24 protein-coding genes are annotated in these 14150 nt (G+C 61.0%); all 24 read left to right on the forward strand.

What is annotated here, in order from left to right; genetic code table 11:
- Positions 1-37: 37 nt before the first annotated feature.
- Positions 38-1231 carry an elongation factor Tu gene (gene tuf, locus Bravens_RS08120; protein ID WP_061941402.1) on the forward strand — a complete coding sequence of 398 codons (1194 nt, stop codon included), beginning with the start codon at positions 38-40 and terminating at the stop codon, positions 1229-1231.
- 390 nt (positions 1232-1621) lie between these two features.
- A complete protein-coding gene (gene rpsJ / locus Bravens_RS08125) occupies positions 1622-1930 on the forward strand; it encodes a 30S ribosomal protein S10 (RefSeq protein ID WP_019174635.1) in 309 nt (102 codons plus the stop codon).
- A 14-nt stretch (positions 1931-1944) separates the two neighbouring features.
- Positions 1945-2619, forward strand: coding sequence for a 50S ribosomal protein L3 (gene rplC / locus Bravens_RS08130; protein ID WP_019174636.1), 675 nt, complete (start codon positions 1945-1947; stop codon positions 2617-2619).
- Positions 2620-2624: 5 nt separating this feature from the next.
- Positions 2625-3272 carry a 50S ribosomal protein L4 gene (rplD, locus tag Bravens_RS08135; protein WP_061941422.1) on the forward strand — a complete coding sequence of 216 codons (648 nt, stop codon included), beginning with the start codon at positions 2625-2627 and terminating at the stop codon, positions 3270-3272.
- Positions 3269-3571, forward strand: coding sequence for a 50S ribosomal protein L23 (gene rplW, locus Bravens_RS08140; RefSeq protein ID WP_019174638.1), 303 nt, complete (start codon positions 3269-3271; stop codon positions 3569-3571). Before rplD ends, rplW begins: the two co-directional genes overlap by 4 nt.
- 30 nt (positions 3572-3601) lie before the next feature.
- On the forward strand, positions 3602-4438 hold the full coding sequence (gene rplB, locus Bravens_RS08145) for a 50S ribosomal protein L2 (protein ID WP_019174639.1): 837 nt from the start codon (positions 3602-3604) through the stop codon (positions 4436-4438).
- 15 nt (positions 4439-4453) lie between these two features.
- Positions 4454-4735, forward strand: a complete 282-nt coding sequence (gene rpsS, locus Bravens_RS08150) for a 30S ribosomal protein S19 (protein WP_026022711.1) — start codon at positions 4454-4456, stop codon at positions 4733-4735.
- Positions 4736-4774: 39 nt separating this feature from the next.
- The gene (gene rplV, locus Bravens_RS08155) at positions 4775-5149 is read left to right on the forward strand and encodes a 50S ribosomal protein L22 (RefSeq protein ID WP_019174641.1); all 375 of its coding nucleotides are present in this window, start codon (positions 4775-4777) and stop codon (positions 5147-5149) included.
- Positions 5149-5952 carry a 30S ribosomal protein S3 gene (rpsC, locus tag Bravens_RS08160; RefSeq protein WP_019174642.1) on the forward strand — a complete coding sequence of 268 codons (804 nt, stop codon included), beginning with the start codon at positions 5149-5151 and terminating at the stop codon, positions 5950-5952. Before rplV ends, rpsC begins: the two co-directional genes overlap by 1 nt.
- 3 nt (positions 5953-5955) lie before the next feature.
- Positions 5956-6372: a 50S ribosomal protein L16 gene (gene rplP, locus Bravens_RS08165; RefSeq protein WP_019174643.1), complete on the forward strand. Its 417-nt coding sequence runs from the start codon at positions 5956-5958 to the stop codon at positions 6370-6372.
- Position 6373: 1 nt separating this feature from the next.
- Positions 6374-6625: a 50S ribosomal protein L29 gene (gene rpmC / locus Bravens_RS08170; RefSeq protein WP_026022712.1), complete on the forward strand. Its 252-nt coding sequence runs from the start codon at positions 6374-6376 to the stop codon at positions 6623-6625.
- The gene (gene rpsQ, locus Bravens_RS08175) at positions 6625-6900 is read left to right on the forward strand and encodes a 30S ribosomal protein S17 (RefSeq protein WP_026022713.1); all 276 of its coding nucleotides are present in this window, start codon (positions 6625-6627) and stop codon (positions 6898-6900) included. The genes rpmC and rpsQ overlap by 1 nt, the downstream gene beginning before the upstream one ends.
- A gap of 140 nt (positions 6901-7040) precedes the next feature.
- Complete coding sequence (gene rplN / locus Bravens_RS08180) at positions 7041-7409, forward strand: 50S ribosomal protein L14 (protein WP_019174646.1); 369 nt, start codon at positions 7041-7043, stop codon at positions 7407-7409.
- Between the two features lie 2 nt (positions 7410-7411).
- Positions 7412-7783 carry a 50S ribosomal protein L24 gene (gene rplX / locus Bravens_RS08185; protein ID WP_019174647.1) on the forward strand — a complete coding sequence of 124 codons (372 nt, stop codon included), beginning with the start codon at positions 7412-7414 and terminating at the stop codon, positions 7781-7783.
- Positions 7783-8355 (forward strand): 50S ribosomal protein L5, encoded by a 573-nt coding sequence (rplE, locus tag Bravens_RS08190; RefSeq protein ID WP_019174648.1) that lies wholly within the window; start codon positions 7783-7785, stop codon positions 8353-8355. Before rplX ends, rplE begins: the two co-directional genes overlap by 1 nt.
- Positions 8356-8431: 76 nt before the next feature.
- Complete coding sequence (rpsH, locus tag Bravens_RS08195) at positions 8432-8830, forward strand: 30S ribosomal protein S8 (protein WP_062022169.1); 399 nt, start codon at positions 8432-8434, stop codon at positions 8828-8830.
- Between the two features lie 18 nt (positions 8831-8848).
- Complete coding sequence (rplF, locus tag Bravens_RS08200) at positions 8849-9385, forward strand: 50S ribosomal protein L6 (RefSeq protein ID WP_019174650.1); 537 nt, start codon at positions 8849-8851, stop codon at positions 9383-9385.
- Between the two features lie 2 nt (positions 9386-9387).
- The gene (gene rplR / locus Bravens_RS08205; RefSeq protein WP_019174651.1) at positions 9388-9768 is read left to right on the forward strand and encodes a 50S ribosomal protein L18; all 381 of its coding nucleotides are present in this window, start codon (positions 9388-9390) and stop codon (positions 9766-9768) included.
- Positions 9765-10394 (forward strand): 30S ribosomal protein S5, encoded by a 630-nt coding sequence (gene rpsE, locus Bravens_RS08210; RefSeq protein WP_019174652.1) that lies wholly within the window; start codon positions 9765-9767, stop codon positions 10392-10394. Before rplR ends, rpsE begins: the two co-directional genes overlap by 4 nt.
- Positions 10394-10579, forward strand: coding sequence for a 50S ribosomal protein L30 (gene rpmD / locus Bravens_RS08215; protein WP_019174653.1), 186 nt, complete (start codon positions 10394-10396; stop codon positions 10577-10579). Before rpsE ends, rpmD begins: the two co-directional genes overlap by 1 nt.
- Before the next feature lies 1 nt (position 10580).
- Entirely contained in the window at positions 10581-11036 is a 456-nt protein-coding gene (gene rplO / locus Bravens_RS08220) for a 50S ribosomal protein L15 (RefSeq protein ID WP_061941400.1), read from the forward strand.
- Positions 11037-11261: 225 nt separating this feature from the next.
- Positions 11262-12563 (forward strand): preprotein translocase subunit SecY, encoded by a 1302-nt coding sequence (secY, locus tag Bravens_RS08225; protein ID WP_062022171.1) that lies wholly within the window; start codon positions 11262-11264, stop codon positions 12561-12563.
- Between the two features lie 123 nt (positions 12564-12686).
- On the forward strand, positions 12687-13256 hold the full coding sequence (locus Bravens_RS08230; protein WP_062022173.1) for an adenylate kinase: 570 nt from the start codon (positions 12687-12689) through the stop codon (positions 13254-13256).
- Positions 13256-14092, forward strand: coding sequence for a type I methionyl aminopeptidase (gene map / locus Bravens_RS08235; protein WP_061941394.1), 837 nt, complete (start codon positions 13256-13258; stop codon positions 14090-14092). The genes Bravens_RS08230 and map overlap by 1 nt, the downstream gene beginning before the upstream one ends.
- Positions 14093-14150: the final 58 nt, after the last annotated feature.

Genomic DNA, 14150 nt, shown 5'->3' on the forward strand with positions numbered 1-14150 from the left:
ACAAGCTTGCGCCGCACCAATCACTAGGAGGAACCCAGTGGCAAAGGCTAGCTTCGAAAGGACTAAGCCGCACGTCAACATCGGTACCATTGGTCACGTTGACCACGGTAAGACGACTCTGACCGCGGCAATCACGAAGGTCCTTGCAGACCAGTACCCCGACCTCAACGAAGCACGTGCTTTCGACCAGGTCGACAACGCTCCCGAAGAGCGTGAACGTGGTATTACCATCAACGTTTCGCACGTTGAGTACGAGACCGAAAAGCGTCACTACGCACACGTCGACGCTCCCGGTCACGCTGACTACGTGAAGAACATGATCACCGGTGCCGCCCAGATGGACGGCGCAATCCTGGTCGTCGCTGCAACCGACGGCCCGATGCCCCAGACCCGTGAGCACGTTCTGCTCGCTCGCCAGGTTGGCGTTCCCTACATCGTCGTGGCTCTGAACAAGTCCGACATGATCGACGACGAAGACCTCTTCGACCTCGTCGAAATGGAAGTTCGCGAACTCCTGTCTGACCAGGAATTCCCCGGCGACGACGCTCCGGTTGTCCGCGTTTCGGCGCTCAAGGCACTCGAAGGCGACCCGGAATGGGTCAAGTCGGTTCAGGACCTCATGGCAGCTGTCGACGAAAACGTTCCGGAACCGGAGCGCGACATCGACAAGGACTTCCTCATGCCTGTGGAAGACGTCTTCACCATTACCGGTCGCGGTACCGTCGTCACCGGTCGTGTTGAGCGCGGCATCCTGCTGCCCAACGAAGAAATCGAGATCGTCGGCATCAAGCCGCAGTCCTCGAAGACCACCGTCACCGCAATCGAAATGTTCCGCAAGACCCTGCCGGACGCTCGTGCAGGTGAAAACGTTGGTCTGCTGCTCCGCGGTACCAAGCGCGAAGACGTTGAGCGCGGTCAGGTCATCGTGAAGCCCGGCAGCATCACCCCGCACACCAAGTTCGACGCACAGGTCTACATCCTGTCGAAGGAAGAAGGCGGCCGCCACAACCCCTTCTACTCGAACTACCGTCCGCAGTTCTACTTCCGCACCACGGACGTCACCGGCGTCATCACGCTGCCTGAGGGCACCGAGATGGTCATGCCCGGCGACGACACCGAAATGTCGGTCGAGCTCATTCAGCCGGTCGCCATGGAAGAAGGCCTCCGCTTCGCAATCCGCGAAGGTGGACGCACCGTCGGCGCAGGCCGCGTCACCAAGATCCACGCCTGATCTTCTGACAGCCTGACTAAGAGCCCCGTGGTTTCGACCACGGGGCTCTTTGCTGTCAACAGGGGAGGGGCGGCACGCCGTGATGCACGACATCGCTTATGAATTTGAGCTTGTGTGCTAGGTGTGCCAAGATAGATAAGTTGCGTTTTCGGGCGCAGACCCCTGCTCGGCATCAGTCGGATGCCCGGAAACATCGGAAGTGAATCCAGTTCGGGTTCGGATCACCGAGGCAACTCTGCAAGCGAGTCGCACTGCCCAGGCAGCTTTTTTAAAAAGAAGTTCGCGACACGCCCGACCGCGGGGGTCGGAAGAACAGCTGGTGCAAACCGCCAGATCCGCAAGGACAGGTGGTTGATGGCCAGGAAGAACAAAGGATGGAGTTACGACGCCATGGCCGGACAGAAGATCCGCATCAGGCTCAAGTCGTACGACCACGCTGTGATCGACAGTGCTGCACGCAAGATCGTGGAGACCGTCACACGCGCTGGCGCTACGGTTGTGGGCCCCGTGCCGTTGCCGACTGAAAAGAACGTGTACTGCGTTATTCGGTCGCCTCACAAGTACAAGGACAGCCGCGAGCACTTCGAAATGCGCACCCACAAGCGGCTTATCGACATCGTCGACCCGACGCCCAAGGCTGTTGACTCGCTCATGCGTCTTGACCTGGCCGACGACGTCAACATCGAGATCAAGCTCTAAGGGAGGGACTTTCAATGGCTAACACCCGTTCCAAGGCCCTTCCCACTACCCGCACCTTCAAGGGCCTGCTCGGCAAGAAGCTCGGCATGACCCAGGTGTGGGACGAAGAGGGCAACCTCGTTCCCGTCACCGCCGTCGCAGTTGACACCAACGTTGTCACCCAGATCCGCGACGTCGAAACCGACGGCTACGCAGCAATCCAGATCGGCTCCGGCGAAATCGACCCGCGCAAGGTCAACAAGCCGACCGCCGGTCACTTCGACAAGGCTGGCGTTACGCCCCGCCGCTACCTGGTTGAGCTCCGCACGGCCGACGCCGGCGAATACTCGCTCGGCCAGGAATTCGGCGTCGACGTGTTCGAAGCCGGCACCAAGGTTGACGTGACTGCCAACACCAAGGGCAAGGGCCACGCAGGCGTTATGAAGCGCCACGGCTTTGCTGGTGTCGGCGCCTCGCACGGTCAGCACCGCAACCACCGCAAGCCCGGTTCGATCGGCGGCGCAGCCACCCCCGGCCGCGTCTTCAAGGGTCAGCGCATGGCCGGCCGTATGGGCAACGTCAAGCAGACCACCCAGAACCTCACGATCCACGCAGTCGACACTGAAAACAATGTCCTGCTGGTCAAGGGTGCTGTTCCGGGAGCCAAGGGTGCTGTCGTCCTCGTTCGCTCTGCAGTGAAGGGAGCATGACTCCGATGGCTGAAACCAAGTCAATCGACGTTCTCGACGCAGCCGGCAAGAAGGCCGGAACCGCTGAACTGCCCGCCGCGATCTTCGATGTGCCGACCAACGTCGCGCTCATTCACCAGGTCGTGACCGCGCAGCTCGCAGCTGCCCGCCAGGGAACGCACAAAACCAAGACCCGCGCTGAAGTCCGCGGTGGTGGCCGCAAGCCGTGGCGCCAGAAGGGCACCGGCAACGCACGCCAGGGCTCGATCCGCGCTCCGCAGTTCGCCGGCGGTGGCATCGTCCACGGTCCGGTTCCGCGCGACTACTCGCAGCGCACCCCCAAGAAGATGAAGGCAGCAGCTCTGCGCGGCGCACTCTCGGACCGCGCGCGCTTCGGCCAGGTTCACGCAGTGACCGCCCTCGTCGACGGCGACAAGCCTTCGACCAAGGCAGCTCGCGCAGCAATCGAAAAGCTCTCGAGCAACAAGCACCAGCTTGTCGTCGTCACGAATGACGACCAGGTCACCGAGCTTTCGGTTCGCAACCTGCCCAACGTGCACACCCTGCACTGGGGACAGCTGAACACCTACGACGTGCTGATGGCCGACGACATCATCTTCACCGAGGCAGCTCTCAACGCTTACCTCGGCAAGAACGAGGAGGCAGCCAAGTGAGCAGCGTAACCATCAAGGACCCGCGCGACATCATCATCGCGCCGGTCGTTTCGGAAAAGACCTACGGGCTCATGGACGAAGGCAAGTACACCTTCCTCGTTGATCCCCGGTCGAACAAAACCGAAATCAAGTACGCCATCGAAAGCATCTTCGGCGTCAAGGTCGACAAGGTGAACACCTTCAACCGCGAGGGCAAGCGCACGCGCACCCGCACCGGTTACGGCAAGCGCAAGAACACCAAGCGCGCCGTTGTCGCCCTTCGCGAAGGATCGATCGACATTTTCGGCGGATCGCTCTAAGCGATCCAGTTCAGAAGGAATTGAAGACTCATGGGAATCCGTAAGTACAAGCCCACGACCCCGGGCCGCCGTGGCTCGTCGGTCGCGGACTTCGTCGAAGTGACCCGGTCTACGCCGGAGAAGTCGCTTCTGCGTCCGCTGCCGAAGAAGGGCGGCCGAAACAGCCAGGGCCGGATCACCACCCGTCACCAGGGCGGTGGCCACAAGCGCCAGTACCGCGTGATCGACTTCCGTCGTCACGACAAGGACGGCGTCCCGGCAAAGGTCGCACACATCGAATACGACCCGAACCGCACCGCACGCATCGCACTGCTGCACTACGTTGACGGCGAGAAGCGCTACATCCTCGCTCCGAACAAGCTCAAGCAGGGCGACCGCGTCGAAGCTGGAGCACAGGCTGACATCAAGCCGGGCAATGCTCTGCCGCTGCAGAACATCCCCGTCGGCACCGTGATCCACGCAATCGAACTTCGCCCCGGCGGCGGAGCCAAGATCGGCCGCAGCGCCGGCACCTCGGCTCAGCTCGTGGCCAAGTTCGGTCGCTACGCACAGCTGCGCATGCCTTCGGGCGAAATCCGCAACGTTGATGCTCGCTGCCGCGCAACCGTCGGTGAAGTCGGCAACGCCGAACAGGCCAACATCAGCTGGGGCAAGGCCGGCCGTATGCGCTGGAAGGGCATCCGCCCGACTGTCCGCGGTGTTGCAATGAACCCGATCGACCACCCGCACGGTGGTGGTGAAGGCCGCACCTCCGGTGGTCGTCACCCGGTCAGCCCCTGGGGCCAGCCGGAAGGACGCACCCGCCGTCCGAACCGCGAAAGCGACAAGTACATCGTGCGCCGCCGTCGCACCGGCAAGAAGCGCTGATAGGGAGCCTAGAAAATGCCTCGTAGCTTGAAGAAGGGCCCCTTCGTAGACGAGCACCTTTTCCAGAAGGTCGCCGCTCAGAACGAAAAGGGCACCAACAACGTAATCAAGACGTGGTCGCGTCGCTCGATGATCATCCCGGACTTCCTGGGACACACCATCGCGGTTCACGACGGACGCAAGCACGTCCCAGTGTTCATCACTGAATCAATGGTCGGGCACAAGCTCGGCGAATTCGCACCGACGCGGACGTTCCGCGGCCACGACAAGGACGACCGCAAGGGCCGCCGCGGCTGAGCCGCGCCCCTACGGGTCCTATAAGGAGAGAAGGAAACGATGGAAGCCAAGGCGAAGGCACGCTTTCTGCGTGTGACGCCCATGAAGGCTCGGCGTGTCGTTGACCTCGTTCGTGGTCAGCAGGCAACCGAAGCACTCGCGATGCTCAAGTTTGTTCCCCAGGCTGCATCTGAGCCTGTCTACAAACTCGTCGCATCGGGCATCAGCAACGCCCGTCAGGAAGCTGACAAGCTCGGCGTTGCATTCAATGAAGACGACCTCGTGATCTCGGAGATCTACGTTGACGAAGGACCGACCATGAAGCGGTTCCGTCCTCGCGCCCAGGGTCGTGCACACCGCATCGACAAGCGCACCAGCCACATCACCGTGGTCCTCACGGACGGCTCGGACGCTGATGGGAAGGAGAACGCCTGATGGGTCAGAAGATCAACCCCACCGGGTTCCGGATGGGCATCACCACCGATCACCGTTCGAAGTGGTTCTCGGACTCGACCGTTAAGGGTCAGCGCTACAAGGACTACGTCGGCGAAGACATCCGCATTCGCAAGATGCTCGAAACCGATCTCGAACGCGCAGGTCTCGCAAAGATCAACATCGAGCGCACCCGCGACCGTGTCCGCGTGGACATCCACACGGCACGCCCGGGCATCGTCATCGGCCGCCGCGGTGCGGAAGCCGACCGTCTGCGCTCGAAGCTCGAAAAGCTCACCGGCAAGCAGATCCAGCTGAACATCCTCGAAGTCAAGAACCCCGAGGTCAACGCTCAGCTGGTCGCCCAGGGTGTTGCCGAGCAGCTCGCAAGCCGCGTGGCGTTCCGCCGCGCAATGCGCAAGGCAATCCAGTCCGCACAGCGCGCTGGTGCCAAGGGCATTCGTGTGCAGTGCTCGGGCCGCCTCGGCGGTGCTGAAATGAGCCGTTCGGAGTTCTACCGCGAAGGCCGTGTGCCGCTGCACACCCTGCGCGCGAACATCGACTACGGCTTCTACGAAGCTCACACCACCTTCGGCCGCATCGGCGTGAAGGTCTGGGTTTACCGCGGCGACATGACCGACAAGGAACTTGCCGCTCAGGAAGCTGCACAGACCAACCAGCGCGGTGGACGCGGTGGTCGTGGTCGCGGACGCGGTGGACGCGGACGCGGCGGCCAGGGTGCAGCTCAGCAGAAGAACGACAATGCTGCAGCTTCGAAAGAAGCAGCAGCCGGAACGGAGGGCTGACACGTGCTGATCCCTCGTCGTGTTAAGTACCGTAAGCCGCACCACCCCAACCTCGACGGCTACGCCAAGGGCGGAACCGAACTTGCATTCGGTGAATGGGGCATTCAGGCACTCGACGCTGCATACGTGACCAACCGTCAGATCGAAGCAGCTCGTATTGCCATGACGCGCCACATCAAGCGCGGCGGTAAGGTCTGGATCAACATCTTCCCGGACCGCCCCATTACCAAGAAGCCTGCTGAAACCCGTATGGGTTCCGGTAAGGGTTCGCCCGAATGGTGGGTTGCTCCCGTCAAGCCCGGACGCATCATGTTCGAACTCGGCGGTGTTTCGGAAGAGGTGGCCCGCGAAGCTCTGCGCCTCGCAATCCACAAGCTTCCGATGAAGGCCCGCATTGTTTCTCGTGAAGGTGGTGAATGACGTGGCAGTAGGATCCAAGGATCTGACCATGGACGTTCTCGACGGCTACAACAACGAACGTCTGGGCGAAGAGCTCAAGAAGGCAAAGGCTGAACTGTTCAACCTGCGCTTCCAGGCCGCAACCGGCCAGCTCGAAAACCCCGGCCGTGTGAAGGCCGTCCGGAAGGACATTGCACGCATCTACACCGTGCTTCGCGAACGCGAGCTTCTGCTCCGCACCAACCCGGCTGACGCTAAGGAAGAGGGCAAGTGATGTCTGAAGTGACAGAAACCACCCAGCGCGGCAGCCGTAAGACCGCGCGCGGCTACGTTGTGTCTGACAAAATGGACAAGACCATCGTGGTTGAGGTCGAGCGCCGCAAACAGCACCGTCTGTACGGCAAGATCATGCGCACGACCACCAAGTTCAAGGCCCACGACGAAGACAACACCGCAGGTGTTGGCGACCTCGTGCGTGTTGCTGAGACCCGTCCGTACTCGGCAACGAAGCGCTGGCGACTCGTAGAGATCATCGAGCGCGCCAAGTAATTCGCGGCCACCAGCTGCGGTCCACCCCGGTCCCGCCCCCACTCCTGGGGGCGGCTACCGGGGAACCGCACACGGGCACTGTAAACACAACCGTTCCGCAAGGCTCATAACGAGAACCAGCGTGACGACAGGAGAAGACATTGATCCAGCAGGAGTCGCGACTCAAAGTCGCTGACAACACCGGAGCCAAGGAAATCCTGGCCATCCGGATCCTCGGGGGTTCAGGACGTCGCTACGCGTCCGTCGGTGACACGATCGTCGCCACGGTCAAGGACGCAATCCCCGGCGGCAACGTTAAGAAGGGCGACATCGTCAAGGCTGTCGTTGTGCGCACCCGCAAGGCACAGCGCCGCAACGACGGTTCATACATTTCGTTCGACGAAAACGCAGCCGTCATCCTCAAGACCGACGGTGAACCGCGCGGTACCCGCATCTTCGGCCCCGTGGGCCGTGAACTGCGCGAAAAGAAGTTCATGAAGATCATCTCGCTCGCACCGGAGGTGTTGTAAGAATGACGGCACCTAAGCTGCACATCAAGAAGGGCGACACCGTTCAGGTGATCGCCGGTGCTAAGCAGGAGCGCGGCGGCGACCGCGGCAAGCAGGGCAAGGTCCTGGCCGTGTACCCCGAACGCCAGCGTGTTCTGGTCGAAGGCGTCAACCGCATCACCAAGCACAAGCGCGCCACTCAGACCGCAGCCGGCGCCACCGCCGGCGGCATCGAGATCCACGAAGCTCCGATTCACGTTTCGAACGTCATGCTCGTTGACCCCAAGGACAACAAGCCGACCCGCGTGGGCTTCCGCGAGGAAAAGGTTGAACGCGACGGCCGTACCAAGACCGTCCGCGTCCGCTACTCGCGTCGTACCGGAGAGGACATCTGATGACTGAAGCAACAGCAACCAGCCGTCCTGCACCTCGACTGCGCGAGTTCTACCGCAACGAAATCGTCGCGAAGATGCAGGAGGAGTTCAACTACGCGAACCCCATGCAGGTTCCTACGATCGAAAAGGTCGTCGTGAACATGGGTGTTGGTGACGCCGCGCGTGACTCGAAGCTCATCGAAGGCGCGATCAACGACCTGACCCTCATCACGGGTCAGAAGCCGGTTGTCACCCGCGCACGCAAGTCGATCGCACAGTTCAAGCTGCGTGAAGGTCAGCCCATCGGCGCTCACGTGACTCTGCGCCGTGCACGCATGTGGGAATTCCTTGACCGCACCATTTCGCTGGCTCTGCCGCGTATCCGCGACTTCCGCGGACTCTCGGACCGCCAGTTCGACGGCAACGGAAACTACACCTTCGGCCTGACCGAACAGTCGATGTTCCACGAAATCAACCAGGACAGCATCGACCGTGTTCGCGGTATGGACATCACGATCGTCACGACCGCCAAGACCGACGAAGAGGGCCGGGCGCTTATCAAGCACCTGGGCTTCCCCTTTAAGACAAACTGAACCACTACGTTGAAGGTCCGTGCCGGGACCCTAGGGGACCGGCACAGAAACCGCAGCGAGGAAGGGCTAAAGCCCAATGACTATGACTGACCCAGTCGCAGACATGCTTACGCGTCTGCGCAACGCCAACTCGGCGTACCACGAGGATGTCAGCATGCCGCACAGCAAGCTGAAGGCAAACATCGCCGACATCCTCAAGGCCGAGGGCTACATCGCCGACTACCGCGTCGAAGACGCTCGTGTTGGCAAGATCCTGGAAATGGACCTGAAGTTCGGCCCGAACCGTGAACGTTCGATCGCCGGCCTCAAGCGCATCTCCAAGCCCGGTCTTCGCGTCTACGCCAAGAGCACGAACCTGCCGAAGGTTCTCGGCGGTCTCGGCATCGCGATTCTGTCCACGTCGTCCGGTCTCATGACTGACCGCACGGCAGCTAAGAAGGGTGTGGGCGGGGAAGTCCTCGCCTACGTCTGGTAAGGGAAAGGAGAGAGCACAATGTCACGTATCGGCAAGCGCCCCATCTCCGTCCCCAGCGGTGTTGAGGTCAAGATCGACGGCCAGACCGTCAACGTGAAGGGCCCCAAGGGCGAACTGAGCCACACCGTTGCAGAACCGATCACGGTTGCACTGGAAGACGGCGTCATCACCCTTGAGCGTCCGAACGAAGAGCGCGAATCCCGCGCCCTGCACGGTCTGTCGCGCACGATGGTCGACAACATGATCATCGGTGTGACCCAGGGCTACGAGAAGAAGCTCGAGATCGTCGGCACCGGTTACCGCGTTCAGGCGAAGGGCAGCGACATCGAAATGTCGCTGGGCTACTCGCACTCGATCCCGGTTGCCGCTCCGAAGGGAATCACCTTCACGGTTGAGGGCAACAACAAACTCACCGTCAGCGGAATCGACAAGCAGCTTGTCGGCGAAGTCGCTGCGAACATCCGCAAGCTTCGCAAGCCCGAACCCTACAAGGGCAAGGGTGTCCGCTACGCAGGCGAACAGGTTCGCCGCAAGGTTGGAAAGGCTGGTAAGTAACCATGGCCTTCGGATTGAAGAAGAGCCGCGGCAAGTCCAAGACTGCTGCACGCAACCGTCGCCACGCTCGTCTGCGCAAGCACATCAACGGCACGCCCGAACGTCCCCGTCTTTCGGTGACCCGTTCGTCGCGTCACGTGTTCGTCCAGGTTATCGACGACGAAGCCGGCAAGACCGTTGCTTCGGCTTCCACCATGGAAACCGAGCTGCGTTCGTTCGACGGCGACAAGACCGCAAAGGCCCGCAAGGTCGGCGAACTGATCGCCGAACGCGCGAAGGCTGTCGGTGTTGAGGCTGTCGTCTTTGACCGCGGCGGCAACGCCTACCACGGCCGTGTGGCCGCAATCGCAGAGGGCGCACGTGAAGGAGGTCTGGCGCTGTGAGCAACGAAGAGAAGACAAACCAGACTGAGCAGCAGAACCCCGATCGCGGTCGCGGTCGTGGTCGCGGCCAGGGCGGTCGCCGCGGTGGACGCGGTGAGCGCGAAGACAAGAACCAGTTCATTGAGCACGTTGTCACCATCAACCGCGTGTCCAAGGTTGTGAAGGGCGGACGCCGTTTCTCCTTCACCGCCCTGGTCGTTGTGGGCGATGGCGATGGCATGGTCGGCATGGGCTACGGCAAGGCCAAGGAAGTTCCCGCGGCTATTGCCAAGGGTGTTGAGGAAGCGAAGAAGAACTTCTTCCGCGTTCCCCGCATCGAGAAGACCATTCCGCACCCGGTGCAGGGTGAAGACGCCGCTGGCGTTGTCCTGCTGCGTCCGGCTTCGGCCGGTACCGGTGTTATCGCCGGTGGTCCGGTCCGCGCCGTCCTCGACTGCGCTGGCATCCACGACATTCTTTCGAAGTCGTTGGGTTCGGCTAACGCCATCAACATCGTGCACGCCACCATCGCAGCGCTGAAGGGCCTGGAGCGTCCGGAGGAAGTCGCGGCTCGCCGTGGTCTTCCGGTTGACGAAGTTGCTCCGCACGCTCTTCTGCGCGCAGCAGAAAGCGGGGCTAGCGCCTGATGGCTAAGAAGCTGAAGATTACGCAGATCAAGTCGACAATCGGTGGCAAGCCACAGCACCGTGAAACCATTCGCACCCTGGGTCTCAAGCGTCTTCACCACTCGGTGATTCGCGAAGACCGTCCTGAGGTTCGCGGCATGGTCAACGCTGTGCGCCACCTGGTTAAGTGCGAAGAGGTGGACTGACATGGCTGAAGAACGCGCACTCAAGCTTCACCACCTGCGCCCCGCTAAGGGCGAAAAGACCGCCAAGCAGCGCTACGGTCGCGGTGAAGCAGGTAAGGGCGGTAAGACCGCAGGCCGCGGAACCAAGGGCACGCAGGCCCGTTACCAGGTTCCCCACGGCTTTGAGGGTGGCCAGACGCCGCTGCACATGCGTCTGCCGAAGCTCCGCGGTTTCAAGAACCCGAACAAGGTGACCTACGCGGTCGTCAACCTGGACAAGCTGCAGACTCTGTTCCCGGAAGGCGGCGACATCACTGTTGCCGATCTGGTTGAGAAGGGCGCTGTTCGCGCCAAGCAGCCCGTCAAGGTTCTTGGTGAGGGCGAACTTACCGTGAAGATCAACATTACGGCTCAGAAGTTCTCCGGTTCTGCGATCGAAAAGATCAAGGCTGCCGGCGGTACCGCTACTGAAGCCTGATTGACGACAGCTGAGGCTGTCTGATTTCGCTGACGAGGCGGAGGTCAACTTGACCTCCGCCTCGTCTGTTTTGTGTGGGGCAGGGGGCGAGGTGCCGGTCGCCTGGTATCTCAGACTCGGGTTTGCTTGGCTTGGTGGACCCGAGTAAAGTACCTGCGGTATCTGTCTGCGGAATCGTCGTGCCTGAAATTTCCGGCTCGGAGGTTCCTTATCTCAGGAGGACGTTTGTTCGGCGCTATCGGTAGAGCCTTCCGGACCCCGGATCTGAGGAACAAACTCCTCTTCACTTTGGGCATCATCGTGCTCTTCCGCTTGGGCAGCTTTATTCCTGCGCCGGGCATTGACTACGCGAACGTTCAGCAGTGTGTGTCGAATCCGCAGCTGAATTCGGGCGCGTTCGGCATGATCAACCTGTTCTCCGGTGGTGCTCTGCTGAAGCTGTCGATCTTCGCGCTGGGCATCATGCCCTACATCACGGCGTCGATTATCACGCAGCTTCTGCGCGTTGTGATTCCGCGTTTTGAGGCTCTGCACAAGGAAGGCGCTTCCGGTCAGGCCAAGCTGACGCAGTACACCCGCTACATGACTATCGGTCTGGCGGTCCTGAACGCTACGACTCTTGTCACAACCGTCCGCACTGGCGCTCTGTTCGGCAACGTCGAAGGCTGTGAAAACATCATCGTACGTGACGAATGGTGGGCACAGCTCATCATTGTCCTGACCCTGACTGCCGGTACCGCGCTCATCATGTGGCTCGGTGAGCAGATCACGGAGCGCGGGGTCGGCAACGGCATGTCGCTGCTGATCTTCACTTCTGTTGCGGCGGGCTTCCCGACTGCTTTCGGTTCGATTCTGAAGTCAAAGGGCCCGGATATCTTTGCGATTGTCTGCCTGGTTGGTCTGCTGGTTGTTGCCCTGGTTGTCTTCGTCGAGCAGTCGCAGCGCCGCATTCCGGTGCAGTACGCCAAGCGCATGGTGGGCCGTCGTATGTTCGGCGGAACTTCGACCTACATTCCGATCAAGGTCAACCAGGCCGGTGTTATCCCGGTCATCTTCGCAAGCTCGATCCTGTACCTGCCGCAGCTCATTTCCCAGTTCGGCAATCCCGAATCCGGTTGGGTGCAGTGGATCAACACGTACTTGGCGCGCGGTGACCACCCGATCTACATGGCGGTCTACGCTGGTCTGACCATCTTCTTCGCTTTCTTCTACGTTGCGATCACGTTCAACCCGGAAGAGGTTGCCGACAACATGAAGAAATACGGCGGATTCATTCCGGGTATTCGTGCCGGCAAGCCCACCGAGGACTACCTGCGCTTCGTTCTGAACCGCATCACGGCTCCCGGTTCGCTGTACCTCGCGTTTGTGGCCATGATCCCGCTGATCGCCCTGGTGCTTGTCGATGCGAACCAGGACTTCCCGTTCGGCGGTACTTCGATCCTCATTGTGGTGGGTGTCGGTCTCGAAACGGTCAAGCAGATCGATTCGCAGATGCAGCAGCGCCACTACGAAGGTCTCCTGCGCTGATAAGCGGGAAAGCTCACTTACACCTTTGACCAGAGCGCAGACCCGAATCCTGACCAGACCGGTTGGGGTTCGGGTCTGTGCGCTTAGGTAGCATTCGATTAGGAACAAATCGGAAGGACGCACATGACAAAGCGCATCATCCTCATCGGCCCTCCCGGTGCCGGCAAGGGCACGCAGGCCGCCAAGCTCAGCTCCACGCTGTCGATCCCCGCTATTTCGACCGGAGATATCTTCCGTGCGAACGTGAAGGGCGAAACCGAACTGGGCAAGAAGGCTAAGCGCTACATGGACGCTGGCGAATACGTACCGGACGAGGTCACCAACTCGATGGTTGCCGACCGTCTGCAGCAGGACGATGCCAAGGAGGGCTTCCTCCTCGACGGCTACCCCCGCACTGAGGCTCAGGTGAATGAGCTCGACAAGATGCTGGAAGCAGCTGGCCACAGCCTGGATGCTGTTGTCGAACTGACTGCTGACACCGATGAGATTGTCGGCCGCCTGCTAGCTCGCGCCCAGACTGAGGGCCGTTCGGACGACACTGAAGATGTCATCCGCCACCGTATGGATGTGTACGAAGAGCAGACTCAGCCGTTGACTGACATCTACCGTCGCCGCGGTCTGCTGCGTCAGGTGGACGGCCTCGGGGAAATCGATGCCATCACCGAGCGGATTATGAAAGTACTTGAAGGCTGATGTTCGGTCCTAAGATCGAATTGAAGACGGACGACCAGATCCGCACAATGCGTCGTGCGGGTCTGGTCACCCGTGCTGCTTTGGAAGCAGCTGCGGCCGCCTGCGTGCCCGGCGCTACGACGGAAGACGTCGATGCCGCTGGAGCCCGGGTTATTGAGGAGCACGGCGCAACGTCGAACTTCTTGGGCTACATGGGCTATCCAGCCACGCTGTGCGTTTCGGTCAATGACGTCATCGTTCACGGAATCCCGTCTGACGACATCGTCCTCAAAGAGGGAGACATGGTGTCGATTGATGGAGGTGCGATCGTTGACGGCTGGCACGGCGATTCCGCTATCACTGTTTTTGTGGGCGGACGCGAAGCTGCGCGCAAGCAGGACCTTCGGGTGTCTGATGCGACGGAAGAGTCCATGTGGGCGGGTATCGCGGCTTTTTCGCGTGCCAAGCACATCGACGAAATCGGTGCGGCCATTGAGGGCTGGGTGTTGGAAAACGCACCTGAACTCGAAGGCGGGCTGATCGAAGACTTCACGGGTCACGGCATCGGTTCGCAGATGCACATGGAACCGGAAGTGCTCAACTACGCGGTGAAGAAGCGCGGTCCGAAGATCAAGCCGGGTATGGCCATCTGCATTGAGCCGATGCTCACCACCGGCGGCGCTGACAGCCGCACGCTTGATGACGAATGGACTGTCGTCACCGCTGATGGTTCCCGAGCATCCCATTGGGAGCACACGGTTGCCCGCCACGCCAAGGGCATTTGGGTGCTCACCGCCCCGGACGGCGGCAGGGAGCGTCTGGCGCGCTACGGCGTCGAGCCGGTTCCGCTGGACTGAGCAAAGCTGACTCACGAGGTGGGTGTTCAGATTTCTGAACACCCACCTCGTGATTTTT

The sequence above is a fragment of the Brevibacterium ravenspurgense genome (genome assembly GCF_001584615.1).
Classification (GTDB): domain Bacteria; phylum Actinomycetota; class Actinomycetes; order Actinomycetales; family Brevibacteriaceae; genus Brevibacterium; species Brevibacterium ravenspurgense.